Genomic DNA, 23,858 nt, shown 5'->3' with positions numbered 1-23,858 from the left:
CCCCTTGATTGTTAGCGATAACACGTCGTGTCCACATCACGACGCGCCCGTTCACCGCACCTCTTTGCACCCCAAACCCACCCATTGGCAAGGATCGAGAGGAACCACCATGAGGGCTCGCACCACCCGCGGCTCGAGAGTCGTCCGTCTGGCGGCCGTCGCCGCCGTCGCGTCGCTGGCTCTGACCGCGACCGCCTGCAGCAAGCAGGGCGCTGGCAGCAGCGACACCGCCTCCAGCGGCTCGTCCGCCGGCTCCGCCGCCGCGGCCCCGGTGATCCAGGGGGACATCACCTTCAACGACACCAACCTGGCCAAGCTGGACGCCGCGCTCAAGTCGGCCCTGCAGGGCAAGGACGTGAGCAAGCTGGACCTGGCGATGGTCGTCAACGTGGCCGTCGACTACTGGAACGCCGGCAAGGTCGGCTTCAACAAGGGCCTGTCCGACCTCGGCGTCAAGGGCACCTTCCAGGCCCCGGCCAACGGGCGGCTGGACCAGCAGCTCTCCATGATCCAGACGCTGCGCGGCCAGAGCATCTCCGGCTTCTCGGTCTCGGCCATCGACCCGACCGCCATCAAGGCGCCCATCCAGTCGGCGAACTCGGCCGGCATCCCCGTGCTGGCGATCGACTCGCCGCTGCCCGCCGACGACGGCGCCGCGCTCTACCTCGGCACGCCGAACTACGAGGCGGGCCAGAAGGCCGGCGAGGCCATGAAGGCCGCCCTCGGCGGCAAGGGCGAGGTCGTCGTCCTGGTCGGCTCGCTGACCGCGTCCAACGCCGTGCAGCGCATCCAGGGCTTCGAGGACGCGCTCAAGGGCACCGGCATCAAGGTCGTCAACAAGCTCAGCGACAACATGGACGCCTCCAAGGCGCTGTCCAACGCCGAGACCGCGATCCAGACCGACCCCAACGTCACCGGCCTGTACGGCGTCTACTCCTACGACGGCCCCTCCGCCGCCCAGGCCGTCCAGTCCGCGGGCAAGACCGGCCAGGTCAAGGTCATCTCCGACGACTCCGACGCGCAGACGCTGAAGTTCATCCAGCAGGGCGTCATCCAGGCCACCGTCGTGCAGGAGCCCTACCAGCAGGGCTACACCGGCGCCTACCTGCTCGCCGCCCTCAAGGTGCTCGGCAAGGACGCGACGCTGAACCTGGTCAAGCCCTACCTGGAGTCCGACGGATCCACGCTCAGCTCCGGCGTCGGCGTGGTCACCCAGGCGAACCTCTCGGACTACCAGGCCAAGCAGACCCAGCTCGGCATCACGGGGTGACCAGGTGACCACCAACGCTCAACCCGCTCGCGCCGGCCAGGCCGAGGCCGCCGCCGTGCTGCGCGCGGTGAAGAAGAGCTACGGCCCGGTCACCGTGCTGGACATCCCCGAGCTCGAGCTGAAGCGTGGTCAGATCACCTGTGTGGTCGGGGAGATCCTGATCGCCGGCCGGCCCCTCCAACCGGGCCGCGCCGACCACGCCAAGAGCCTCGGCGTCAGCATGGTGGCGCAGGAGTTCCCGCTCGTGGGACGGCTCAGCGTCGCGGAGAACCTGCTGCTGGGCCGCCACACCCGCGCCACCGCGAACGCCGGCGCCCTGCGCCGCGCGCTCTTCGACCGGGCGGGCACCCGCCAGGAGGCACGCGACCTGCTCGCGGACGTCGGCGTGGACGGCGTCGACGTCGACCGCCCCGTCGAGCAGCTCCCGGTGCCGCTGCGTCAGATGATCGAGATCGCGAAGGCCTGGGGCAACAAGCCGCTGGTCCTGATCCTCGACGAACCCACCTCCTCGCTGGGCCCGGTGGAGGCCGAGAAGGTCCTCGACCTCGCCCGCCGGCACACCGCCGCCGGGGGAGCGGTCCTGTTCATCGGGCACCGCCTCGACGAGGTCCGCGACATCGCCGACCGCGTCGTCGTCCTGCGCAGCGGCCGGCTGGTGGCCGACCTCAGTCCCGAGGAGGCCTCCGAGGAGCGCATGATCCGCGAGATGGTCGGCAGCGAGCTGGCCCGCGGTGACATCGCGCCCCCCGCGTCGGTGGAGGCCCGCACGGTCCTCAAGGCGTCCGGGCTCACCGCCGAGGGCCTCGGCCCGGTGGACCTGGAGCTGCGTGCCGGGGAGATCGTCGGCGTCGCCGGGCTGATGGGCTCCGGCCGCAGCCGGCTGCTCCACACCATCATGGGCGCGCAGCCGCGCACCGGCGGCGAGGTCGAGCTGGGCGGCAGGCCGTTCCACCCGCGCCACCCCGCCGACGCGGTCGCCGCCGGCATCGGCCTGGTGCCGGAGGACCGCAAGGAGCAGTCGCTGCTCCTGCAGCACCCGGTCCGCTGGAACGCGACCCTGGCCACGCTCCGGCGGGACTCCTGGCGCGGCGTGCTCACCCCCGGCGGCGACCGGGAGCGCTCGGCGAAGATCGTCAAGGACCTCGGCGTGCGGCTGCACTCGCAGGAGCAGCCGATCGGCTCCCTGTCCGGCGGCAACCAGCAGAAGGTCGTCTTCGGCCGCTGGCTGCACGCCCGGCCGGACCTGCTGCTGCTCGACGAGCCCACCCGCGGCGTCGACGTCGGCGCGAAGGCGGAGATCTACCAGCTCATCGACACCGCGGCCCAGAACGGCCTGGCCGTCCTCGCGGCCTCCTCCGAGCTGGAGGAGCTGCTGTGGATCTGCCACCGGATCGTCGTCATGGCCCACGGGCGGATCGTCGCCGACCTGCGGCGTGAGCAGTTCAGCAAGGAACGGATCATGACAGCCGCTGCGGGCACGCAGCCGCTGACAGCGAGCACGGAGGCACCCGCATGACCACCCAGACCGCTCCCGCCCGTGAGGGCGCCGGGGCGCCCGCACGGAACCGGCTGCGCGCGCTGGTCGACACCCCCGAGGTCGGCGTCGTCGTCGCCTGCGCCGCCGTCTTCCTCGCGCTCGCCCTGGCCCGGGACACCTTCGCCAGCGCAGTCAACCTGCAGGGCATGGGCTTCGACCTGGCCCAGTACGGCCTGATCGCCATCGGCGAGTCGCTGGTGATCCTCACCGGGGGCATCGACCTGTCGGTGGGCGCCCTGCTGGGGACCAGCGTCATCCTGATGTCCTGGTTCAACGTCAACGCCGGGCTGCCGGCGGGCGTCGCCATCCTGCTCACGCTCGCGATAGCCGGTCTCGTCGGCCTGATCCACGGCCTGGCGGTGACCCGGCTGAAGATGCCGCCGTTCGTCGTCACCCTGGTCACCTACACCGTCGCCCAGGGCGTCACCCTCGCCATCACCTCCGGCACCTCGATTGTCGGCATCTCGCCCTTCTTCGGCAACGTCGGCCAGACCTACCTGGCCCAGATCCCCGTGCCGCTGCTGCTGTTCGTCGTGGTCGCGGTGGTCGTCTGGTTCTTCCTGGAACGCACCTACGCCGGCCGCCAGGTCTACGCGGTCGGCGGCAACCCGGAAGCCGCCCGGCTCGCGGGCATCCGCGGTGACCGCCGCATCGTCTCCATGTACGTCACCTCGTCCCTGCTCTCGGCGTTCGCCGGGATGCTGGTCCTGGGCCGTATGGGCGTCGGATCCGCCAGCGGCGTCGGGGTCGGCTGGGAGCTGTCCGCGATCGCGGCGGCCGTCATCGGGGGCGTCAGCCTGACCGGCGGCCAGGGACGCATCCTCGGCATCGTCGCCGGCACGGTCCTGCTGGAGCTGATCAACAACGGTCTGACCACCCTTCAGATCAACTCCGACTACACCAACATCGTGCTCGGCGGGGTGCTCGGCCTGGCCATCACCGCGGACCGGTTGCGCGCCAGGCACGTGGCGAAACGCTCCTGAGCCCCCGTCCCCGACCCCGCCTCCACCGGAACGAAGGAGCCCTGGTGCACGTCCTCGGCGAGCCCTACGCCCAGTTGCCCGACGGCAGGTCCGTGGAACGCTGGACGTTCGGCTCCCCGGAAGGTGTGACCGCCCAGATGCTCACCCTGGGCGCCACCCTGAGCGCGCTGCACGTCCCGGACCGCGAGGGCCGACGGGCGAACGTGGTGCTCTGCGCCATCGACATCCGTCAACTTGTGGGGGAGGCCCGGTACTTCGGTGCGACCGTAGGCCGCTGCGCCAACCGCGTCCGGGACGGCCGGCTGCCCGTCGGCGCGGTGGTCCACCGACTGCCCCGCAACGAGCGCGGCCGGCACACGCTCCACGGCGGCCCCGACGGCTTCGACAACCGCCTCTGGCAGGCCCGGCCCATCCAGGACGACGACCGGGTCGGGGTCGCCTTCCACCTCCACAGCCCGCACGGCGACCAGGGGTTCCCCGGAAACCTCGACGTCACCGCCACCTACACGCTCGACGCCGACGGCGCGTTGAGCATCGACTACCGGGCCGTCACCGACGCCCCGACCGTCGTCAACCTGACCAACCACGCCTACTTCAACCTCGCCGGGGAGGGCAACGGCGACGTCCTCGACCATCTGCTGCGAATCGAGGCCGACCACTACACGCCGGTGGACCGAGAGCTCATCCCGCTCCCAGGTCCGGCGGCACCCGTGGCCGGGACGCCCTTCGACTTCACGTCCCCGCGGACGCTCGGAGCGCACATCGTGGCCACGGACCCGCAGTTGGCCCGCGCCGGGGGCTACGACCACAACTGGGTGCTGCGGCGGCCGGCGAACGCCGGCGGGAGCAGCCGCGCCGAGGGACTCGCGCTCGCCGCCACGCTCTGGCACCCGGCCTCGGGCCGGCGCCTGGAATGCCTCACCACCGAGCCCGGCCTGCAGATCTACCCGGGCAACCTGTTCGACGGCAGCGTCACCGGACCCAGCGGGCGGCCCTACCCGCCCTTCGCCGGCGTCGCGCTGGAGACCCAGCACTTCCCCGACTCACCGAACCGGCCGGACTTCCCCACCACCGTGCTCCACCCCGGCGAGTTCTACCGCTCCACCACCGTCTACCGGTTCACGTCTCAGCTCTCCCACCCCCACCCGTAGAGAGTAGGTCCGTTGAATCTCCGCATGCGCCTTCGCAGACTGAGGAAGACCCTGTGGTGCGTGGCCGCCACCACCGTGTTGCTCCTCGGCGGCCTGGCCGGTACGGCCGCGACCGCCCAGGCCGCCACCTCCCTCCCCTGCGACATCTACGCCGCGGCGGGCACGCCGTGCGTCGCCGCGCACAGCACCACCCGTGCGCTGTACTCCGCCTACAACGGCGTGCTCTACCAGGTGCAGCGCGCTTCCGACTCGGCAACGACCGACATCCGCACGCTCAGCGCCGGCGGCTACGCCAACGCGTCGGCCCAGGACACCTTCTGCTCGGGCACGCTGTGCGGCATCACGAAGATCTACGACCAGAGCGGCAAGGGCAACACCCTCACCATCGAGGGCGCCGGCGGAAACGGCGGCCAGGACGTCGGCGCCATCGCCAACGCGCTCCCGCTCACCGTGGGCGGGCACGCCGTCTACGGCGTCTCCGTGCAGGCCGGCGTCGGCTACCGCGACAACGCCACCTCCGGCGTCCCCACCGGCAGCGCCGCGCAGGGCGCCTACATGGTCACCGCCGGCCACCACGTGGACGGCAACTGCTGCTTCGACTACGGCAACGCCGAGACCAGCAGCACGGACACCGGCAACGGCCACATGGACGCCATCAACTTCGGCACCGAGTGCTGGTTCTCGCCCTGCTCCGGCTCCGGCCCCTGGGTCCAGGCCGACCTGGAGAACGGCCTGTTCGCCGGCGGCAACGGCTCCGACACCGGCAACACGGGCAACTCCAGCACCTTCGTGACGGCCATGCTGAAGAACAACGGCACCACCACGTACGCCATCAAGGACGGCAACGCCCAGTCCGGCTCCCTCACCACCGCCTACGCCGGCGCCCTGCCCACGACATCCGGCTACGCCCCGATGCACCAGGAAGGCGCCATCGTCCTGGGCACCGGTGGTGACGACAGCAACTGGTCGGACGGCTCCTTCTTCGAAGGCGTCCTCACCGCCGGCTACCCGACCGACGCCGCCGACAACGCCGTCCAGTCGGAGATCGTCTCCGTCGGCTACAGCCAGCCCTCCCAGACCTTCCCGGCCACCGGCACCGCCTACCGGCTCACCAACACCAACAGCGGCAAGGTCCTCGACGCCCAGAACTGCGGGACGGCCAACGGCACCGCGGTGCAGCTGTGGGCGTCGCTCGGCAACACCTGCCAGCAGTGGAAGTTCACCAGCGCGGGCAACGGCCACTACACCATCACCAACACCAACAGCGGCACCGTGCTGGACGACAAGAACTGCGGCATCAGCAACGGCACCGCCGTGCAGTTGTGGGCGTCGCTGGGCAACACCTGCCAGCAGTGGGACGTCTCCGCAGCCGGGAGCCACTACACCATCACCAACGTCAACACGGGCATGGCCCTGGACGTCACCAACTGCGGGACGGCCAACGGCACGGTGGTCCGGCAGTGGGCCCAGCTCGACAACACCTGCCAGCAGTGGGACATCGCTCCCTGACCGGTCCTCCCTGACCGGTGTTGGACACCTTGGGCGTCCGCTCGCCGGAGCGGACGCCCAAGGCCCAGCCACGGGAGTGGGAGCCGGCCTCCGCCGGTAAGCTCGCCCACATGACCCCGCCGGAAGCCCGCATCGAGGATGCGAGCAACGTCCTGGTAGCGCCTTCGGCGCTGCAGGACGACGACCTGATCAGCGACTTCTTCGGGTCCATCGTTGACCCGGAGGCTCTCGCCTCCGGTGCGCTCGATCTCGCGCACAAGACCGTCTACCTGTGTGGCGACCTGTCAGAGTTGAGTCATCGTCAGCTGCAGGGAGCTGAACGAGCATTCGTCGTCCGGGAGCTGTCGCACGGCTACCGGGAGGACGGTGAGGATTCCTGGACCGTCGTCGGTGCCGGCCGGGTTCCCCTCCAGGTGCACGGCGTCGGCGTGTACTACCGCCGATTCTTCGGGCTCGACGCCGATCACTTCGGACGGATCCGGGCGGAGCACGCCTTCCAGTCCCTGACGGAGTCGACCAAGCCCGGAACGGCCCACCGCAGCGGCATCTATCTGACACCCGTCACGCGCAACGGGGACGAACTGCATTTCCGCCTGCTGCGGTGTTCCACGAATCTCTCAGGGCCGACCGAGAGTTTCCGCGAGGCCGATACCCAGATCGTCGAGGCGCTGAACCGCGAGGCCGACGCCGTCTTCCGGGACCAGGCGCCGCTGAACCACGTCCTCGCCCAGATCTACCACAACACCGTTGCCACGGCTGAGCGCAAGCAGTCCAAGGCCAGGATCTCAGCCCATGCCGACAAGACCAAGGACATGCCCGTCAACGGCATCATGGCCTTCTGCACGTTCTACGAGGGGCTCGACAAGCTGCAGCCACTGGCCGAAGACTCCTTCGACTACGGCCGGAACGGTGTCAGCGGGCTGACCCGACTCCACTTCCGCCTCAAGGAGTCGGCAACAGGACGCGACGGGGCCGCACTCCCGGGGCAGTTCACCGTGACACTTCACCCCGGTTCCGTCTTCTTCATGCCGCTGTCCACCAACCGCCTGTACAGCCACGAGATCCGGCCCTCCATGCTGGACGCCGAACTGCTCCCGACCCGCCTGGGATACGTGGTGCGCTGTTCGAGCGCTGAGGCCGTGCACAAGGGCGGTCGCACGTATCTCAAGGCCGACGGAGACCTGGTGGAGCTGGAGCCGCCCACGCAGGCCGGTATGGACAGGCTGCGCAGGCTGTACGCCGAGGAGAACAAGACTTCGTCCGTCATCGACTACGGCGACGAGTTTGTCTTCAGCATGAACTCGGGGGACTACAGTGCGCCCCGACTCTAGGATCTCGGACGAGATCCTCTCGTGCGCTCTGCCGACCGAGGAGAGCCTCTTTGCGGAGCTGTCCGCGTCGGTCCGTTGGGAGGTCGTCGGAAAAGGCCGACTCGGCGCCACGCTCACCAAGGTCGACGAGGCGGGCGGGGTGCCCCTCGTGCGGACGACCACGCGCTACGGCAGTCCGGCGCAGCGCTTCCGTGGCGTGCACGAGCGGCTGGCGCAACGGATCCAGGAGTGTGCGGGGATCCCGGTCGGCTTCAACAACGCTCTCATCGAGAGCTACACGAATGCCTACACCACCATGGGCAGCCACTCCGACCAGGCCCTCGATCTGGCCGACGAGTCGTTCATCGCGGTCTTCTCCTGCTACCAGCACCCCGAAGTCGGTCCGCCGAGGAAGCTGATCGTCGAGTCGAAGGGGGCGGAAGGCGAGACGTTCGACGTCCCGCTGGCCCACGACACCGTCGTCACGTTCTCTGTCGAGTCGAACCGACGCCTCCGGCACAAGATCGTATTGGACGCGCCCGGCGGGGCGGCGGACAACCAATGGCTAGGGGTGACGTTCCGGACGTCGAAGACCCTCGTTCGCTTTCGCGACGGACAGGCCCACCTCCCACAGGGTGCGCGCCTCACGTCGGCCGACGACGAGCAGCGGCAGGAGTTCTATCGTCTACGGCGCCGCGAGAACAGCGAGACGGACTTCGTCTACCCGCCGCTGAGCTACACCATTAGCGACAGCGATCTGATGCCGCCTGACGGTGTGTGACGTTGGAACCCTGTGTGACTGGTCGCGATGGTTGTCACCCGACACACGCCACGCGAGTGTCGGGTGTCGCAGCTCAGCGGCGTGCCGGGTCCTGGGCGCGCGCGTGGTCTTGCGAAACTGGGCGTAGGCGGGTGAGCAGGTCGAGTCGGCCGGTGGCGGTCAGGCCGAGTCGGCCGGCGGCTTCGAGGTCGAGGAGACCGCTGAGAAGACCGAGGACGGTACGGGGCGGGCCTTCCAGTGTGAGGTCCGGATCCGCGACGCGTCCGACCTGGGTGTGGACCTGACCGTCTCGCAGTCGAATGAAGGCCAGCTCGTCGGCCGCGCTCAGTTGGATGACCGCGGGCCCGGCGTCCGGGTCGGCGTCGGTGGTGAACCACTCCGGGGCGTAGGCGAGCCAGCGTGCCTGGAACGCGTCGCCCTCGCGTTCCTCGGTCATGCACCTCAGGCCCCACAGTCCGAGTGCTTTCAGAACCGGCTCCAGCTCCCGGCCGCTCTCGCTCAGCTGGTAGAGGACGGTCGCGATCGGCGGCGGTGCGTCCTCGCGGGTGATCAGCCCGGCGGCCTCGAGTTCCTTCAGGCGGGTCGACAGGAGGTTCGCCGCAATGCCCGGCAGCCCGTTGCGCAGGTCGGTGAACCGGCAGGGTCCCTGCAGGAGGAGTTCCCGGACGATCAGCAGCGTCCAGCGGTCCCCCACGACGTCGAGCGCTCGGGCGATCGAGCAGTACTGGCCATAGCTCCGCATGCACCCAGCGTACTGCACCATGTAAAGCGAGTGGTAGAAAAAATAAACCAGCTGTGTCTATATTTGAACCATGACTCGAACACCTTCGAAGCCACTGGTGCTCACGGCGCTGCTGCTGGCTTCCTTCCTGATCAACCTCGACACCACCCTGGTCAACGTGGCCCTGCCGACGCTCACCCGCGAGCTGGGTACCTCCACCTCGCAGCTGCAATGGGTCGTCGACGCCTACAACCTCGTGTTCGCGGCACTGCTGCTGACCGCGGGCAGCCTGTCGGACCGGTTCGGCCGCAAGGGCATGCTGATCGCCGGCCTGGCGGTCTTCGGCGCGGCCAGCTTCGTCGGCGGCTACGCCGGCGGCCCCGGACAGCTCATCGCGGCCCGCGCCGTGATGGGCCTGGGCGCCGCCATGACGTTCCCACCCACCCTCGCCCTGCTGACCGGAGTGTTCACCAACCGCAAGGAGCGGGCAGTGTCGATCGGCCTGTGGGGCGCGACGGCCGGCGTCGCGATCGCGCTGGGGCCGATCGTGGGCGGCTTCCTGCTGGAGCACTACAGCTGGTCGAGCATCTTCTACATCCTCGGCCCCGCCTCGCTCGCGGTCATTGCACTGGTGGCCGCGTTCGTGCCCGCCTCCCGCAACCCAGCCGCGCACCGCCTGGACTACCTGGGCCTGATCCTGTCCGGCGCCTTCATGGGCCTGCTCGTCTACACCATCATCGAGGCCCCGGACCGCGGTTGGGCATCGGCCGCGTCGCTGGCCGGCTTCGCCGGATCCGTGGTGCTGCTGGCCGCGTTCATCCTCGGCGAGCGCCGCTCCGCCGAGCCGATGCTGGATGTGCGCCTGTTCAAGGACATGCGGTTCAGCGCCGCGAGCGCCGCCGTCACCATCGCGTTCTTCACACTCCTCGGGTTCATCTTCCTGATCACGCAGTTCTTCCAGTTCGTCCGCAACTACAGCCCGCTGTCCGCGGGCGTGCACCTGCTCCCCGTCGCGTTCGCCGTCGCCGTCGGATCGACGCTGGGAACCAGGCTCGCGGTCAAGGTCGGCACCAAGGCCATCGTCACGGCCGGGCTGGCCCTGCAGGCCGGCTTCTACTTCTGGGTGGCATCCGACATCTCCCCAACGCTGAGCTACGGGGTCATCGCCATCCAGATGGTCATCTACGGCCTGGGGATGGGCCTGACCTCCGCGCCCGCGACGGAGTCCATCATGGGCGCCGTCGCCGCCGACCAGGCGGGCGTCGGGTCCGCCGTGAACGACTCAACCCGCCTGCTCGGCGGCACCCTCGGCGTCGCGATCATCGGCAGCGTCTACGCCTCCGTGTACGGCACTCGCCTGAACAGCGCTCTGCCGACCGCCCTGCCACACCAGCTGACCGAGACCACCCACCAGTCCGTCGGCGCGGCGTTCGCCGTTTCCGGCCAGCTCGCCGCCCACGGCCAGGGAGCCCTCGGCGGCGCCGTCCGCCAGGCCGCGATCACCGCCTTCGACCACGGGCTGAGCATCGGCTGCGTCGTGGCCGCGTGCGTCGCCGTCGCAGGCGCCCTACTCGCCGCCGCGTTCCTCCCGGCCCAGCCGCCGCAGCACCCGGCGCCCGAGCACCACCGCGTCGAGATGGCTGCCACCACCAACTGAACCATCCCCACCCCCACCTCCGCACCGCAGATCGAGAGGCATGGTATGGGCCACGACGCCAGGCTGTTCCTGGTCACCGGCGCGACCGGCCCGGACATGTCCGCAGGCAGCCTCAGCAGTGAACTGGCAAACCGATGTTGACGCTGCGAGTGCCCGGCTCGAACGCGCCGAACGACTGCTCCCAGGCCGTATCGGGCCAGTGGTAGGTCGCCAGGCCCTCCGCGGGTCGGTAGGCGGCGGTGTAGACGGTGCCAAGGCCCTCCGAGTAACGCGCCTGGTAGAGAGGCGGTTGCAGCAGCGCCCGCAGCACCGAGCTGGGACGGTCCTCAGTGGCCCCGGCCGCCGCGCGCACGGCGGCGAGCCGCTCATGGGTGCGAGTGAACGCCTCCTGGCCCTGCGGAACCGGGTCGAGCTGGTGGTTGGCGGCGAACGGCTCCTGAGCCGTGGTCGCCGTCATGTCCGGGCCGACGTGGACGGTCAGGGCCTGGTCGCCGTCCATAAGGGTGATGTTCTGGGCGGTGGCGATCGGCAGCCGGCGCAGCGCCGCCACGGCCTGCGGGACCTTGTCGCACGTCTCCAGCAAGTACCGCAGGACGATCGGGGCGGCGAAACCCGCGCCGTGCACGAACCTGCCGCCGAAAGTCAGCGAGACTGCCAGCCCGGCGTCGTTCATGCCGTCGAGCAGGCCCCATTGCACCTCGCCCATCCCGATGACGGGGCGCAGGAAGTCGGAGCGGACGATCGTACGGTCGCACCGGGCCGGATCGAGGTCGTAGTTGCGCAGGAGTACGCCGTCCACGACCGCCTGAGTGCAGGAGCTGAACCACGGTCGCAGGCCGACCTGAGTGAGCAGGGCGATCGCGCCCGGTTCCGGCGCCACGGCGGAGAGCCGGTCCAAGGCCGGCACCAGCTCGGGCATGTGGGCGGCGAACACCTCCCGCGCCGCGTGCTCGCCTTGCCACGTTCGCATGCACGGGGTGATCCACGTGGCAGCGTGCGGCCATCCATCCCGCACCAGGCCGGCCCAGCGGTCGTCTGTCCCTGCCCCGACATCCACGGCGGCGAAGGCGACGTCCTTGATCAGCATGGCAGGGTCCTCTCCTCGGCGTCTGCCACCAGGGCATGCCCTGCCACTGTGTGAGGGTCAAGCACCCCGTGAGGGGAGGCCCTGGGAGAACGACTCGCCCCGCTGCCGATGATCGCCCTGGCCGGCATCGGCCCAGCCGCGACTCCCGCTTGAGAGCCGCGCCGGCGAGCGTCCAGGTGAGGGCTCACCTTCCTATTCGGGCCGCCCGTTGGCGAGCCACTGGGCGAGGCCTCGCAGCCCGACCGCCCACCGCCCGAGGTCGGTGACCTCGGCGTGCCCGGTGACGACGGTGAGCAACTCGGCTACCGCCTCGTCCGCCCGCTGGGCGTCATTGAGCGTCAGAGCGCGGAAGACGCGGACAGAGTCGGAGTCCGGGAACTCCTCGCGGGCGCGGTCGAGCACGGCCAGCGACTCGTCGAGCTTGCCCAGCCACTTGAGGGTGCTGGCGTACTGGCACAGGCATCGGCGCAGGACATCACCGTCAAGACCAAGGGCGAGCGCACGCTCGTAGTAGCCACGGGCGGTCTCCTCCTGACCCGCGGTGTCGTAGGCGCCGCCCACCTCGTATACGAGGACCGGGTGGTCAGGGTGGTCCGCAAGCAGCGCCTGGAAGTACGCGATCGTCGGTGCCATGTTCGCTCGGTCGCGCTGGTCGTAGCCACGCTGGATCGCCTCGGCCATCTCGGGCGTCAAGTCGGTCGCCATTTGCTGCTCCCCCATGGGTACAAGCCTGAAGATCGACTCACCGTATCGCAGCGAGGCTCCGGGAGGCTGTCTGCCGGCAGTGACACCCGTCTGCTGGATTCGGTCGGGGCAGTCGGAGCCGGGGACGCTGCGCCACGAGGTGCGTCCGGTCGTGACGGCTTGGCCGCAGGACGCCCCGGCAAGGATCACACGGGTGTGGATGGACCGTTTACTTGCCGCAAGCACGTTATTAGCGTGGAGGTATGGCACAGAGGCGGGGTGCCGGATCCTCGGTCCCTCCGGAGATGCTGCGTGATGAGCCGATCGAACGGCTTGAATCGGCGCTTCAGGCGGTCATGCTCGTGCTCAAGCAGGAGCGTCTGCACGAGTTCCTGATCGACCGGGCCCGAGCGGATCTTGACCGTGCCGGCGTGGCATTGCTGTACGTGCTCTACCGGGACGACACGGAGCAGGTCGGCCTGCGGGTCTGCGATCTGGCAGAGCGGCTGCGCGTCGATGCGCCGACGGTCAGCCGCAAGGCCCGTCAGCTGGAGCGCTCGGGTCTGCTGGGCCGGGGTGCGGACGACGTGGATCACCGGGCCGTCCGACTCCGCCTGACGGAATCCGGCCGGGCCGCGATCGACGCGGTCCTCGGCGCGCGCCACGACTGGCTCACCGAGGTGCTGGCCGACTGGTCGCCCGACGAAATGGCGGTCTTCGCCGGCATGCTGCGCGGGTTCGCCGACGGCGTGACCCGGCATCTGGAGGATCACCATGTCCGGTGACACGACCGACCACGCCGACGCGTCCGGACGGACCGAGGCTCGGTCCCCGGCCGCCCCCGGCGAGGAGCACCGCAGGATCCTGATCATCCTTTCCGCGCTGATGATGGGGATGTTCCTGGCCGCTCTCGACCAGACCATCGTGGCCACGGCTCTGCCGACGATCGCCGGGGACCTGCACGGCCTGAACCACCTGGCTTGGGTCGTGACCGCCTACCTGCTCACCTCGACGATCACGACCCCGCTCTGGGGCAAACTCGGAGACCTGTTCGGGCGCAAGGAGCTGTTCCAGGCCGCGATAGTGATCTTCCTGACCGGTTCGGCGCTGTCCGGGCTGTCGCAGAACATGACCGAGTTGATCTCGTTCCGTGCCATCCAGGGAGCCGGTGCGGGCGGACTGATCGTCGGAGCCCAGGCGATCATCGGGGAAGTGGTTAGCCCCCGCGAGCGCGGCCGGTACATGGGGTACTTCGGCGCGGTCTTCGGCGCCTCTTCGGTCATCGGACCGTTGGCGGGCGGGTTCTTCACCGAGCACCTGAGCTGGCGCTGGGTCTTCTACATCAACCTTCCGGTGGGCGCACTGGCCATCTTCGTCATCGCCGCGGTACTGCGGCTGCCGCGGACCCGAACCAGACACCGGATCGACTACGCGGGCGCCGCGCTGATCGGTGCCGCGGCCACCGCCGTCATTCTGCTCACCACCTGGGGCGGCACCATCTACGGCTGGACTTCCGCGCCCATTCTCACGCTCGGCTGCTCGGCGGTCGCGCTGGGCGCACTCTTCGTCGTCGTCGAGCGCCGCGCGGCCGAACCCGTGCTGCCGCTCGGGCTCTTCCGAACGCCGGTTTTCGCCGTCGCCAACGCGATGGGGTTCCTCATCGGGGCGACGATGTTCGGCGTCATCATCTACATCCCGCTCTATCTGCAGACCGTGCACGCGGCCAGCCCGACCAGTTCGGGCCTGCAACTGCTCCCGCTGATCCTCGGCATGCTGATCACGTTCGTCACCAGCGGCCGAATGGTGACCGCGACCGGGCGCTACAAAATCTTCCCCATCATTGGCACCGCCGTCCTGACGCTCGGGATCTACCTGCTCTCCCTGATGACCCCGACCACAGGCCTGGCCGTCTCCTCGGCCTACATGTTCGTCGTGGGCTTCGGGATCGGACTGGTCATGCAGGTCCTCGTCGTCGCAGTACAGAACGCCGTTCCCCACGAGCAATTGGGCACCGCCACCTCCTCGACCACGTTCTTCCGCACCATCGGCGGCTCCTTCGGCGTGTCCGTGCTCGGCGCGGTATTCAACCGGCAGCTGACCGCCAATCTGCCAAAGTACCTGCCGCAGGCCGCCGTCCAGCAGATCCACGGAAGCGCGATCACCGCCAGCCCGGCCCAACTGAACACCCTGCCCGCACCTGTGCGCCACGGGTTCATCCTGGCCTTCGACCAGTCCCTGCACGTCGTCTTCCTGGTCGCGATCCCCTTCGGGCTCACCGCCTTCGTGCTGAGCTGGTTCCTCAAGGAGCTTCCGCTACGCAAGCACGCCTACGTCACTTCGGAGACCAAAACCCCGTAACAGCGGCGGCGCCACCGCCGCGGCGGCAGGAGGAGTCGAGGGTTGGCCGCCGTCGGCCATCACCGACCTTGCCCAAGCCCGTCGGGACAACGGCCGCACGGTCACAGCCCTGCCCCTCGCCTACGACACCCCGCGTTGACACCGGAGATCGGGCGGTCTTGTCAGCGAGCCAGTGGGGTGAGGGCAGTGCGGTCGAAGGGGCCACCATGTGAGGCGGCGTACGTGACGGCGTCGTTGACGGAACTGAGGCCGAAGGAGCGGACCCGCTCGGGGGCGAGGTCCAGTGCCCCCGAGGCCAGGAGCCGGATGATGCCGACGTTCGCCGTACGTGGATACATCCACTGGCCGCGTACGGTGATCGAGTTGCGCATGATCCATGGGTAGGGCTGCCTCCCTGCCTGGCCCGCCTCGCGGCAACCGACCCGCGGATCACCGTCACGACCACCGCGGGCACCATGCCCACTCTGATCCGGGCGCTGCGCGCGGGGTCGATCGACCTCGCCGTGCTGACGTCCCGCCCGCCCCACCGGCTTTTGGACAGCGAGTCGCCCCGCCTTCATGTCGAGACCGTCGCGGACGTCGAACTGGTCGTCGCGCGCCTTCGACCGGAAAGTTCGCCGGCCGCGCCGCGGTGCACATCGACGAACTGATCGACGCTCCGTGGATCGCCAGCCCGTCATCGAACGCCGAGCCACTGCTCGGCGTCTGGCCCGGCCTGCTCGGACGGCCGTACGTGGTCCACAGCGCGCGGGACTGGCTGACCAAGCTTCAACTGGTGGCCGGTGGCTTCGGGGTGACGACGGTGCCCGCCCAGCTGTCGCCGGTGCTGCCGCCTGAGGTGAGCCTGTTGCGCGTCGAAGGCGCACCTCCCGAGATCCGCCGGGTTCTCGTGGCGCGACTCCCCGGCCGCCCAACCCCGGCGATCACGGCCGTCACCCGAGCGATTGCCTCGACCGCCTGATGCGCGCTGCGGCGGCGACCCGCCCCGCACCGCCCGCAGCCGGCTGTGGGTTCCGCGGACCGGTCGGCTGACGGGCCACGCGGTAGCGGAAAGACGGAATGTCGCCGCCGACCAGCACCGGGTAGCCCCTGGCCCGGTCTTCGTCGACCAGACCCAACGCGGCCGCTTCGGCGGCGAGAGTCGCACCGCCGACGGCGATGTGCCGGACACCGCAGGACTCGTCGCGACGCGAGATCCACTGGGTCGAGTCGGGCAAAGCCCGCGGACCCGCCTCCACTGCGACCAGCGGTGAAGACGGGTCCGTTCGCCGTGCCCTCAAAGTTCCAGGTCCGCTCCGGTTGTCAGGGGCGGGTTGTCTTCGAGGCGGGCGAGTTCCGCCTCGGTCAGGAGGCGCGAGCGGATCAGGAAGCGGACGCCTTCCGGTGCCTCGACGGAGAAGCCGCTGCCGCGGCCGGGGACGACGTCGACGGTGAGGTGGGTGTGCTGCCAGTAGGCGTACTGGTCGGCGCTCATCCAGAACGGCGTGTCCAGGTCGACGACGCCGAGCAGCACGTCCTGTCCGCCGACGCGGAACTCGCCGCGCGGGTAGCACATCGGGGCGGAGCCATCGCAGCAGCCGCCAGATTGATGGAACATCAGCGGCCCGTGGAGCGCGGCCAGCCGCCGCAGGAGCGCGGCGGCCGGCTCGGTGAGCTCCACGCGCTGAACCCGGTCAGCGCCGGGCATCAGAAGAAGCCGAGCTTCTTGTCGGAGTAGCTGACCAGCAGGTTCTTGGTCTGCTGGTAGTGGTCCAGCATCATCTTGTGGGTCTCGCGCCCGATCCCGGACTTCTTGTACCCGCCGAACGCGGCGTGGGCAGGGTACAAGTGATACGAGTTGGTCCAGACGCGGCCGGCTTTGATGGCGCGGCCGAGGCGGTAGGCGGTGTTGCCGTCGCGGGTCCAGACGCCGGCGCCGAGGCCGTAGAGGGTGTCGTTGGCGATGCGGAGGGCCTCGTCCTCGGTGTCGAAGGTGGTGACGGAGACGACGGGGCCGAAGATTTCTTCCTGGAAGATCCGCATGTCGTTGCGGCCGTGGAAGATGGTCGGTTCGATGTAGTAGCCGTTCTCGAGGCCGGTGACCTTGCGGGGGCCGCCGCCGGTGAGGACCTGGGCGCCTTCCTTGATGCCGATGTCGAGGTAGGAGAGGATTTTCTCGTACTGGTCGTTGCTGGCCTGGGCGCCGATCATGGTGGCCGGGTCGAGGGGGTTGCCGCCGGTGATGGCTTCGGTGCGTTCGATGCAGCGGGCCATGAACTCCTCGTAGATGGAGGAGTGGATCAGGGCGCGGGAGGGGCAGGTGCAGACCTCGCCCTGGTTGAGGGCGAACATCACGAAGCCTTCGACGGCCTTGTCGAGGTAGTCGTCGTCGTGGGCGGTGACGTCGGGCAGGAAGATGTTGGGGCTCTTGCCGCCGAGCTCGAGGGTGACGGGGATGATGTTCTCGGACGCGTACTGCATGATCAGGCGTCCGGTGGTGGTTTCGCCGGTGAAGGCGATCTTGGCGACGCGCGGGCTGGAGGCGAGGGGTTTGCCGGCCTCGATGCCGAAGCCGTTGACGATGTTGACGACGCCGGGCGGGAGCAGGTCGGCGATGAGTTCCATGACGACCAGGAGGCTGACGGGGGTCTGCTCGGCGGGCTTGATGACGACGCAGTTCCCGGCGGCGAGTGCGGGGGCGAGCTTCCAGGCGGCCATGAGGATGGGGAAGTTCCAGGGGATGATCTGGCCGACGACGCCGAGGGGTTCGTGGAAGTGGTAGGCGACGGTGTCCTCGTCGATCTGGGAGATGCTGCCTTCCTGGGCGCGGATCATGCCGGCGAAGTAGCGGAAGTGGTCGATGGTGAGGGGGATGTCGGCGGCGAGGGTCTCGCGGACGGGCTTGCCGTTCTCCCAGGTCTCGACGACGGCGAGGCGTTCGAGGTGCTGCTCGATCCGGTCGGCGATGCGGTTGAGCACGGTGGCGCGTTCGGTGGGGGAGGTGCGTCCCCATGCGTCGGCGGCGGCGTGGGCGGCGTCGAGGGCGCGTTCGATGTCGGGGGCGGTGGAGCGGGCGACCTGGGTGAAGGTCTCGCCGGTGATGGGGGTGGGGTTGTCGAAGTAGCGGCCTTCGGTGGGGGCGACGAAGTCGCCGCCGATGAAGTTGTCGTAGCGGGGCTTGAAGGTGACGATGCTGCCCTCGGTCCCGGGCTGGGCGTAGACCATGGCGCGCTCCTCATCCAGTGTGGTGGGTCCTGGCGGGTCGTCGCTCACTCTTGTCGCCCAAGGTTGGCGGAAGGTTGGCGCGGGCGGCGCGGCCCCGCCTGTCGGCTCCCGTGGTGGCCGGAGCGCAGGGGGAGCGCGACGGTGGCCGATCCGGGGCTGACGGTCGACCGGTAGAGCCATTGCGAAGCGCTGGATCAAGGCTTGGATGACTCCGCCTCACGCAGACGTACCCTCGGGAAGCTGACGTCCCGGCCGAGTTTCGTCGTGTACTTGACCGGTTCGATCCCGAGCGACAGGACAGTTGAGCCCGCTGGCCGAGGCGATGGAGGTCGACCGAACTACTGTGGGACGGTGGGAGAGCGGCCACGCCGTGCCCCAGCCATGGATGCGACCCAAGCTTGCTGGGGCTCTGGGCATCACCGTTGATCAACTCGCTGAACTGCTCGACCGTGCAGACGCCGAGGTAGCCCGACGGATCGCCGTTCCCCTGCAGTTACCTCAAGCGCGCCGACCCGCGAGCCCACGGGACATGGTCGCCGCCATCGCAACGGACTCCGCACCATCATGGCGCCGTGACGTGATCTTTGTCAGACATGGCCCAATGCTCCAGCTGTAGATCTTGATCGCGGCTGTTGAACGGCTTGTCGCTGGTAATGGCTGCGCGGGCGTGGCCTTGCGACGACGGCGCCAGTCCGACCAGTGCAGGCGGTGTGTCAGGTCGCGGACTGGCCAGCCGACGAATGCGGCGAAGAGGCGCCCCGCATCGGTTCGTGACCTGTGGACTGCCTTCGTCGTTGCAGTGACTGGGCCGCCGTCCTTCGGGGCCTCACCGGTTCCCCTCGCTGCTGATACCTGTCTGCGCTGCCGGGTCGGTGAAGAGGAGATCCGACTGCATTCGTCCAGACGCGCCTCCGCGACAGACGGGCCTGAAGGAGTGGTGGGCGTGGAGGGTGAAGTGTTGAGCGCAGTTGGTCCGGTACTGGGCGTACGGGACTTACGCAAGGACTACCGGCAGCGTCCCGTCCTGCGTGGGGTGTCGCTGGATCTGTATCCCGGTCAGCTGGCGGGCATCGTCGGTGAGAACGGTAGCGGCAAGAGCACCCTGCTGCGCATCCTGGCCGGGGATCTCGCTGCGGACAGCGGCACCGTGGAGCGGGCGGGCCTGCTGGGCTGCTGCCCGCAGGAGACCGTGCTCCACCAGGCGTTCACCGTCGCGCAGCACCTGCGGTTCTTCCAGGCCGCCTATGGCCTCAGCCATCTGACCCGAGCCTTCGAGCTGTTGGAGCAGCTGAACCTCAGCGACTACCGGCACGAGCGGGTGGCCGCCCTCAGCGGCGGCACACGCCAGAAACTCAACCTGGTCCTGGCCTTGATACACGACCCCCAAGTGCTCCTTTTGGACGAGCCTTACCAGGGTTTCGACTGGGAGACCTATCTGCGGTTCTGGGACCTGGCAGGGGCCTTGCGGGACCGTGGCTGCGCAGTGCTGGTGGTCTCCCATCTCGCCTACGACGCCTCGCGCCTGGACATCCTGTACCGCCTGCAGGCAGGTGTACTGCGGCAGCCGGAGCAGCCCGAGCCCGGGGTGGTGGCGGTATGACGCGATGGTGGTCCTGTTTCCGTACGGCTTTGCGGTTCGCGCTGATCGAACAGGCCTGCAACCGGCTGGCGCTGCTCATCGTGGTCCTGTTCGTGCCGCTGTGGACCACACTGGCCTACACCGTGGTGCCTTCCACTCCCTTGCGGTTCCGGATCCGGCCGGTCGGCCGCACGGTGGTCATGGACGGCAACATCCTGCTCCAGATCAACGGTGCACTGCAGGCCCTGTCGCTGGTCATCGCGTTCATGATGTTCGTCGGCACAGCCCGCTCCGCACTCTTCGACCAGCGCCTGGTGCGCGCCGGCTATCCCCGCTCGTGTCTGGCGCTCGCCAAGTGCACCGCGCTCCTGATGATTACGGCCGTGGTCGCCGCCTACACCACCGGATGGATGCGTCTGTTCTGGCGGCCCGAGCAGTCCCTGGTGCTGGCCGCGGGTATGTTCAGCGGCGCCCTGGTCTACGGCGGTGTCGGGATCGTGCTGGCTGCCGTGGTGCGCAGCGAGCTCGCCGGCATGTTCCTGGCCATCATGATCAGCTCCATCGATCTGGTGCTGCAGAACCCTCTGATCAACCCAGCCGCTGATAGTCCCGTGGTGCGCTTCCTGCCTGCCTACGCAGCAGTGCAGACCTCGGTGGCCGCAGCCGGTCTGCAAGTGGTGCCGGTGAGCTGCCTGCTGCTGGGCAGTGGCTGGGCGGTTGGCGTGGCGGCCCTGGGCATGGCCGCCTTCACCGCCCGTACCCGGAGCCACCACCCTCCCGTGGCGACCAACACAGCAGCGACAGACGTCGAGCAGACGGCGCCGGTGCCGTGACCGGCCTGCTGTGCGCATCGTTCGGCTGATGACCGCCGCGTACGGCGGCACCACTATGCGGAGGGGCGGGACTTAACGAGGTGTCGCAACACAACCGGGCTTCGACGACTTCCCCGGGCGTATCAGCCCTGCCTCCCCTCGGCCCTTGTGAGTCGTCCGCAGATGAGGTGGTGCCCCGTGGTGAGGCGCGTTGGGCCTGGCTGCTCAGTGACGGCGGCGAGCCGCGGAACTGGATGCTGCTCCTGGCGCCGCTGCTCGGCTGGCGCGCGGACGGGTGGGTCGGCATCGGCTGGGGCGTGGTGGCGGCGGTGTTCACGGGCGTGCTGCCTACCCTGATTCTTCGGTTCGGTGCGCGCCGCCGGTACTGGGGCGACCGGCATGTACGGCGCAGGCAGGACCGCATCGCGGCCGCCCCGGGGGTGATGGCGTCGGTCCTCACCGGCACCGCACTGCTGTACGGGTTCGATGCTCCCGTCGAGGTGACTGCTCTGGTGACGGCGATGGTCGCAGTCCTGCTCGCCCTGATGGTGATCACCTTCTTCTGGAAGGTGTCGGTGCACGGCGCCGTCGCAGGCGGTTCCCTGGGCGTCCTCATGACGGTCTTCGGGCCCTGGATGCTCATGCTGTCGCCCCTGGTCGCCTTGATCGGCTGGTCCCGCGTGCGGCTGTGCTGCCACACCGTTGGCCAGGTGGCTGTCGGGATGCTGGTCGGCGTCGCCGTCGGCGTACCCGTTTACACGCTCCTGGGCGGAGGAAGGTGAGCCGGTTCCTGGATCCCAGCCCCGCCGATCTTGTCATGATCAAGGCTGACCGGCTGGCGGAGCACCCGGACGCCAACGCGACGATCGGGGCGGTGCTGCATCTGAGCGGCGCTGTCCCCGATCTCGCCGGCCTGCGCGAGCGCGTCACCGCTCGTCTGAGCGGCCTGTCCTGTTTGACGCACGTCCTGACCGGCGAGGGGCCGGCCGCACGGTGGACGCCTGCCGTCCCGGACCTGGCCTTGCACGTTCGCGCCCGGCATGTCGCCGAAGGTTCGGCGGCTCTTCAGGCGGCGGTGGCCCTGCTGCTGCGAGAAGGGTGGCCACAGGGCGCCCCAGCCTGGCGGATGGTCCTGCTGCACGGTCATGTGACTGACGGGTTCGCGCTGCTGTATCTCACCCACCACGCTGTCCAGGACGGTGCCAGCATCGTCGCGGTCCTGGAAGCGATGTTCGGGCCACGGGTGCCGCCAGGAGAGCCTTCCGGGCTCACCCGGGAGGATTTCTCGACTGCGCGGCCCAGCCCGCGCCAGGCCGCGACCAGCACCGGGATCCTGCTTCGGAACGCACGCCAGCACCGCCTGTGGCAGTCCGCCTCGCATCCGCTGTCCAGTCGCCGCCACCTGTTGTGGGCTCACGTGCCCTCTGCCGCTCTACGCACGGCGGCTCGCGCCGGTGCAGCCAGCACCAACGACGTCTACCTCACCGCCGTGGCCCACGCGATCACCCAGTGGGCCAGGGATGCCTGGCCCCGTGCCGCAGGCGCGACCCTGCCTGTGGTGGTGCCCGTCAACCTGCGTACGCCCGACGAGGTGGCAGCGCCTGGCAACCGGCTGTTCCTGGCACGGATCGACCTGCCCGGCGGCTCCATGCCGGTGAGCCGACGGCTGGCACGTACGCGAGATCTCACCTTGCCTGTGCTGAAGTCAGCCGGGCACAAGAGGGTGCTGCGAGCCGCGCTCACCCGCCTTCCCTGGTGGCTATTTCGGCGTCTTGTGGATGCGAGCACGGTCCCGGGCCGGCTCACCGTGTGCGCCTCCTATGTGGTGATGCGTCAGCGGCTGCACTACGGCCAGGCGGCAGTGCACCGCATTGACGGCATCATCTGCTGCCCGCCTGGCGTGCCCCTCGCGGTCGCGGCAACGGCGTACGGCGAGACGACCAGCGTGTGCTTCCGCATCGACACCGCCCTGCCCGACGCCGACAGTCTTCCCGAACACTTCCGCCAGGCCCTGGCGGAGCTGGCGGCCGCAGCCCCGACGGCCTCGGGCAACGGTCCCGCACCTGCCGGGTGCGCACGGGCCGCGCCTGTCACTCAGGCGGGGCGTGCGCTGGTCATGTGGCTCGCTCAACACTCCACTGCGGTACGTGCTCGAAGAAGGTGACTGCCTCCTCCCGCCATCGTGACCGCCAGCCGGCGGCCACCGCGGACGCCTGCTGCGCGTAGCGGCGCATGTCCGCCTGCATCCTGTCGGGCACACCGCGGCGTTCGCCGATCTCCCGGATGGCGGCGATGCTCTGCGGCGTACAGGACCGGTCGCCGAGCGCGGCTTGCACCATGAGACGCTCAGTGTCGTCGACGGCCGCCAGCAGGGCGCGGACGGTGTAGCTGTGCTTGCCGTCGCGCAGGTCGGTGCCGGTGGGTTTGCCCATGGCGGCGGCGTCCCCGAACAGGTCCAGGTAGTCGTCGCGCATCTGCCCGCAGATCCCCACCAGCCGCGCGTAGTCGCGCAGTTCCTTCGCGAAGAGCGCTGGCTGTTCGCCTGCGGCCAGGAGTCCGAGCTGCAGCGGCGCGAGGATCGAGTAGCGCGCTGACTTGTAGTCGGCCACGCAGTGCAGGACGTCTTCGTCCGGTCCGGCGGTGAAGTCGCGTTCCAGGTCGATGATCTGACCAGTGAAGGTGTCGGTCGCCGCCCGCGTCTGCACCTCGACCATGGCCTGCCGCACCGCTACGGGTACCTTCGCGTCCAGGAGGACCTGCAGGGACAGGGCCAGCGCGAGGTCACCCGCGAGTACGGTCAGGCCCATGGCCGTCTGCGGGTGGTCGCGGAACCGCTCACGGTAGGCGTAGTAGGTGGACGGGCCGCCGCGGCGGGTGGGGCTGTCGTCGATGAGATCGTCATGGACCAGGCCGTGGGTCTGCAGCAGCTCGATGCTCAGCGCGGCGGCGTCCAGTCCTTCGACCGGCTCGTCGGTCGCCAGACGCGCCGCCTCATGCAGCAGCACGACCCGCATCCGCTTCCCGCCCCGCAACGACAACTCCCGAAGCAGCCGTAGGCAGTCCGGAGTGAAACGGCTGAAGGACGGCACATCGAGCCCGGCGCTCAACGTGTCGAAGTACTCCTCGAAGAGCGTGCTGAACCGGCGCTCGTACCCGACGACCCGCTCGAGAATCTGCTGGACCATGACGCGTTCTTCCTACTCGGGGATCAGGTG

At 69.3% G+C, this 23,858-nt stretch carries 23 protein-coding genes; 16 read left to right on the top strand and 7 right to left on the bottom strand.

Features of this window, described 5'->3' with window-relative positions; genetic code table 11:
- Nucleotides 1-109: 109 nt before the first annotated feature.
- The 7 genes from DN069_RS17835 (at nucleotide 110) to DN069_RS17805 (ending at nucleotide 8,541) form a co-directional block, all read left to right on the top strand.
- The gene (locus DN069_RS17835; protein ID WP_111502007.1) at nucleotides 110-1,270 is read left to right on the top strand and encodes a substrate-binding domain-containing protein; all 1,161 of its coding nucleotides are present in this window, start codon (nucleotides 110-112) and stop codon (nucleotides 1,268-1,270) included.
- Between the two features lie 4 nt (nucleotides 1,271-1,274).
- Nucleotides 1,275-2,786, top strand: a complete 1,512-nt coding sequence (locus DN069_RS17830; RefSeq protein ID WP_111502006.1) for a sugar ABC transporter ATP-binding protein — start codon at nucleotides 1,275-1,277, stop codon at nucleotides 2,784-2,786.
- Complete coding sequence (locus DN069_RS17825; RefSeq protein ID WP_111502005.1) at nucleotides 2,783-3,790, top strand: ABC transporter permease; 1,008 nt, start codon at nucleotides 2,783-2,785, stop codon at nucleotides 3,788-3,790. The genes DN069_RS17830 and DN069_RS17825 overlap by 4 nt, the downstream gene beginning before the upstream one ends.
- A 44-nt stretch (nucleotides 3,791-3,834) precedes the next feature.
- On the top strand, nucleotides 3,835-4,941 hold the full coding sequence (locus tag DN069_RS17820) for an aldose epimerase family protein (protein ID WP_111502004.1): 1,107 nt from the start codon (nucleotides 3,835-3,837) through the stop codon (nucleotides 4,939-4,941).
- A gap of 24 nt (nucleotides 4,942-4,965) precedes the next feature.
- A complete protein-coding gene (locus tag DN069_RS17815) occupies nucleotides 4,966-6,450 on the top strand; it encodes an arabinofuranosidase catalytic domain-containing protein (protein WP_111502003.1) in 1,485 nt (494 codons plus the stop codon).
- Between the two features lie 110 nt (nucleotides 6,451-6,560).
- Nucleotides 6,561-7,781 carry a hypothetical protein gene (locus tag DN069_RS17810; protein ID WP_111502002.1) on the top strand — a complete coding sequence of 407 codons (1,221 nt, stop codon included), beginning with the start codon at nucleotides 6,561-6,563 and terminating at the stop codon, nucleotides 7,779-7,781.
- Nucleotides 7,765-8,541, top strand: coding sequence for an alpha-ketoglutarate-dependent dioxygenase AlkB family protein (locus tag DN069_RS17805; RefSeq protein WP_111502001.1), 777 nt, complete (start codon nucleotides 7,765-7,767; stop codon nucleotides 8,539-8,541). Before DN069_RS17810 ends, DN069_RS17805 begins: the two co-directional genes overlap by 17 nt.
- Before the next feature lie 73 nt (nucleotides 8,542-8,614).
- On the opposite strand, the gene DN069_RS17800 is transcribed toward DN069_RS17805, so the two are convergent.
- Nucleotides 8,615-9,283: a winged helix-turn-helix transcriptional regulator gene (locus DN069_RS17800; protein ID WP_111502000.1), complete on the bottom strand. Its 669-nt coding sequence runs from the start codon at nucleotides 9,281-9,283 to the stop codon at nucleotides 8,615-8,617.
- A gap of 70 nt (nucleotides 9,284-9,353) precedes the next feature.
- Here DN069_RS17800 and DN069_RS17795 point away from each other — a divergent pair, with 70 nt between their 5' ends.
- Entirely contained in the window at nucleotides 9,354-10,919 is a 1,566-nt protein-coding gene (locus tag DN069_RS17795; protein ID WP_165845534.1) for a DHA2 family efflux MFS transporter permease subunit, read from the top strand.
- A gap of 112 nt (nucleotides 10,920-11,031) precedes the next feature.
- Here the strand turns inward: DN069_RS17795 and DN069_RS17790 are convergent, their stop codons facing one another.
- Both DN069_RS17790 and DN069_RS17785 read right to left on the bottom strand, forming a co-directional pair.
- Nucleotides 11,032-11,889: a C45 family autoproteolytic acyltransferase/hydrolase gene (locus DN069_RS17790; RefSeq protein WP_243639380.1), complete on the bottom strand. Its 858-nt coding sequence runs from the start codon at nucleotides 11,887-11,889 to the stop codon at nucleotides 11,032-11,034.
- Between the two features lie 309 nt (nucleotides 11,890-12,198).
- Complete coding sequence (locus tag DN069_RS17785; protein WP_111502018.1) at nucleotides 12,199-12,711, bottom strand: tetratricopeptide repeat protein; 513 nt, start codon at nucleotides 12,709-12,711, stop codon at nucleotides 12,199-12,201.
- A gap of 284 nt (nucleotides 12,712-12,995) precedes the next feature.
- Here DN069_RS17785 and DN069_RS17780 point away from each other — a divergent pair, with 284 nt between their 5' ends.
- Nucleotides 12,996-13,475 carry a MarR family winged helix-turn-helix transcriptional regulator gene (locus DN069_RS17780; protein ID WP_165845533.1) on the top strand — a complete coding sequence of 160 codons (480 nt, stop codon included), beginning with the start codon at nucleotides 12,996-12,998 and terminating at the stop codon, nucleotides 13,473-13,475.
- On the top strand, nucleotides 13,465-15,048 hold the full coding sequence (locus tag DN069_RS17775) for an MDR family MFS transporter (RefSeq protein ID WP_111501996.1): 1,584 nt from the start codon (nucleotides 13,465-13,467) through the stop codon (nucleotides 15,046-15,048). The genes DN069_RS17780 and DN069_RS17775 overlap by 11 nt, the downstream gene beginning before the upstream one ends.
- 161 nt (nucleotides 15,049-15,209) lie before the next feature.
- Here DN069_RS17775 and DN069_RS17770 read toward each other — a convergent pair whose 3' ends face one another.
- Nucleotides 15,210-15,419, bottom strand: a complete 210-nt coding sequence (locus tag DN069_RS17770) for a hypothetical protein (RefSeq protein WP_424556294.1) — start codon at nucleotides 15,417-15,419, stop codon at nucleotides 15,210-15,212.
- Between DN069_RS17770 and DN069_RS42625 the strand changes: the two genes are divergently transcribed.
- Entirely contained in the window at nucleotides 15,381-15,698 is a 318-nt protein-coding gene (locus DN069_RS42625; protein ID WP_341538482.1) for a LysR substrate-binding domain-containing protein, read from the top strand. The two genes, DN069_RS17770 and DN069_RS42625, sit on opposite strands and share 39 nt — an antisense overlap.
- Nucleotides 15,680-16,009, top strand: coding sequence for a LysR substrate-binding domain-containing protein (locus DN069_RS42620; protein ID WP_341538480.1), 330 nt, complete (start codon nucleotides 15,680-15,682; stop codon nucleotides 16,007-16,009). The genes DN069_RS42625 and DN069_RS42620 overlap by 19 nt, the downstream gene beginning before the upstream one ends.
- A gap of 315 nt (nucleotides 16,010-16,324) precedes the next feature.
- Here the strand turns inward: DN069_RS42620 and DN069_RS17755 are convergent, their stop codons facing one another.
- Complete coding sequence (locus tag DN069_RS17755; protein ID WP_111501995.1) at nucleotides 16,325-16,735, bottom strand: DUF779 domain-containing protein; 411 nt, start codon at nucleotides 16,733-16,735, stop codon at nucleotides 16,325-16,327.
- Nucleotides 16,735-18,252: an aldehyde dehydrogenase gene (gene adh / locus DN069_RS17750; RefSeq protein WP_111501994.1), complete on the bottom strand. Its 1,518-nt coding sequence runs from the start codon at nucleotides 18,250-18,252 to the stop codon at nucleotides 16,735-16,737. The genes DN069_RS17755 and adh overlap by 1 nt, the downstream gene beginning before the upstream one ends.
- A gap of 943 nt (nucleotides 18,253-19,195) precedes the next feature.
- Here adh and DN069_RS17740 point away from each other — a divergent pair.
- From DN069_RS17740 to DN069_RS17725, 4 genes are all read left to right on the top strand, one after another.
- Nucleotides 19,196-19,852, top strand: coding sequence for an ABC transporter ATP-binding protein (locus DN069_RS17740; RefSeq protein WP_424556293.1), 657 nt, complete (start codon nucleotides 19,196-19,198; stop codon nucleotides 19,850-19,852).
- Nucleotides 19,853-19,881: 29 nt separating this feature from the next.
- Nucleotides 19,882-20,664, top strand: a complete 783-nt coding sequence (locus DN069_RS17735) for an ABC transporter permease (protein WP_111501992.1) — start codon at nucleotides 19,882-19,884, stop codon at nucleotides 20,662-20,664.
- A 167-nt stretch (nucleotides 20,665-20,831) separates the two neighbouring features.
- On the top strand, nucleotides 20,832-21,425 hold the full coding sequence (locus tag DN069_RS17730; RefSeq protein ID WP_111501991.1) for a hypothetical protein: 594 nt from the start codon (nucleotides 20,832-20,834) through the stop codon (nucleotides 21,423-21,425).
- Nucleotides 21,422-22,807, top strand: a complete 1,386-nt coding sequence (locus DN069_RS17725) for a wax ester/triacylglycerol synthase domain-containing protein (RefSeq protein WP_111501990.1) — start codon at nucleotides 21,422-21,424, stop codon at nucleotides 22,805-22,807. Before DN069_RS17730 ends, DN069_RS17725 begins: the two co-directional genes overlap by 4 nt.
- On the opposite strand, the gene DN069_RS17720 is transcribed toward DN069_RS17725, so the two are convergent.
- Nucleotides 22,758-23,828 carry a polyprenyl synthetase family protein gene (locus tag DN069_RS17720; protein WP_111501989.1) on the bottom strand — a complete coding sequence of 357 codons (1,071 nt, stop codon included), beginning with the start codon at nucleotides 23,826-23,828 and terminating at the stop codon, nucleotides 22,758-22,760. The genes DN069_RS17725 and DN069_RS17720 overlap by 50 nt on opposite strands.
- Between the last annotated feature and the right edge of the window lie 30 nt (nucleotides 23,829-23,858).

It is taken from the genome of Streptacidiphilus pinicola, from assembly GCF_003258295.1.
Taxonomy (GTDB): Bacteria; Actinomycetota; Actinomycetes; order Streptomycetales; family Streptomycetaceae; genus Streptacidiphilus; species Streptacidiphilus pinicola.
The sequence above is the reverse complement of the archived record's forward strand: the minus strand, read 5'-3'. Positions and strand labels throughout refer to the sequence as shown.

What these genes read in the sequence shown, in the direction of transcription:
- DN069_RS17835 (WP_111502007.1), top strand. Translation starts at nt 110, where the DNA reads ATGAGGGCTCGCACCACCCGCGGCTCGAGAGTCGTCCGTCTGGCGGCC.
- DN069_RS17825 (WP_111502005.1), top strand. Translation starts at nt 2,783, where the DNA reads ATGACCACCCAGACCGCTCCCGCCCGTGAGGGCGCCGGGGCGCCCGCA.
- DN069_RS17815 (WP_111502003.1), top strand. Translation starts at nt 4,966, where the DNA reads ATGCGCCTTCGCAGACTGAGGAAGACCCTGTGGTGCGTGGCCGCCACC.
- DN069_RS17810 (WP_111502002.1), top strand. Translation starts at nt 6,561, where the DNA reads ATGACCCCGCCGGAAGCCCGCATCGAGGATGCGAGCAACGTCCTGGTA.
- DN069_RS17800 (WP_111502000.1), bottom strand. Translation starts at nt 9,283, where the DNA reads ATGCGGAGCTATGGCCAGTACTGCTCGATCGCCCGAGCGCTCGACGTC.
- DN069_RS17795 (WP_165845534.1), top strand. Translation starts at nt 9,354, where the DNA reads ATGACTCGAACACCTTCGAAGCCACTGGTGCTCACGGCGCTGCTGCTG.
- DN069_RS17790 (WP_243639380.1), bottom strand. Translation starts at nt 11,889, where the DNA reads ATGCGAACGTGGCAAGGCGAGCACGCGGCGCGGGAGGTGTTCGCCGCC.
- DN069_RS17785 (WP_111502018.1), bottom strand. Translation starts at nt 12,711, where the DNA reads ATGGCGACCGACTTGACGCCCGAGATGGCCGAGGCGATCCAGCGTGGC.
- DN069_RS17780 (WP_165845533.1), top strand. Translation starts at nt 12,996, where the DNA reads ATGCTGCGTGATGAGCCGATCGAACGGCTTGAATCGGCGCTTCAGGCG.
- DN069_RS17775 (WP_111501996.1), top strand. Translation starts at nt 13,465, where the DNA reads ATGTCCGGTGACACGACCGACCACGCCGACGCGTCCGGACGGACCGAG.
- DN069_RS17770 (WP_424556294.1), bottom strand. Translation starts at nt 15,419, where the DNA reads ATGCGCAACTCGATCACCGTACGCGGCCAGTGGATGTATCCACGTACG.
- DN069_RS17755 (WP_111501995.1), bottom strand. Translation starts at nt 16,735, where the DNA reads ATGCCCGGCGCTGACCGGGTTCAGCGCGTGGAGCTCACCGAGCCGGCC.
- adh (WP_111501994.1), bottom strand. Translation starts at nt 18,252, where the DNA reads ATGGTCTACGCCCAGCCCGGGACCGAGGGCAGCATCGTCACCTTCAAG.
- DN069_RS17720 (WP_111501989.1), bottom strand. Translation starts at nt 23,828, where the DNA reads ATGGTCCAGCAGATTCTCGAGCGGGTCGTCGGGTACGAGCGCCGGTTC.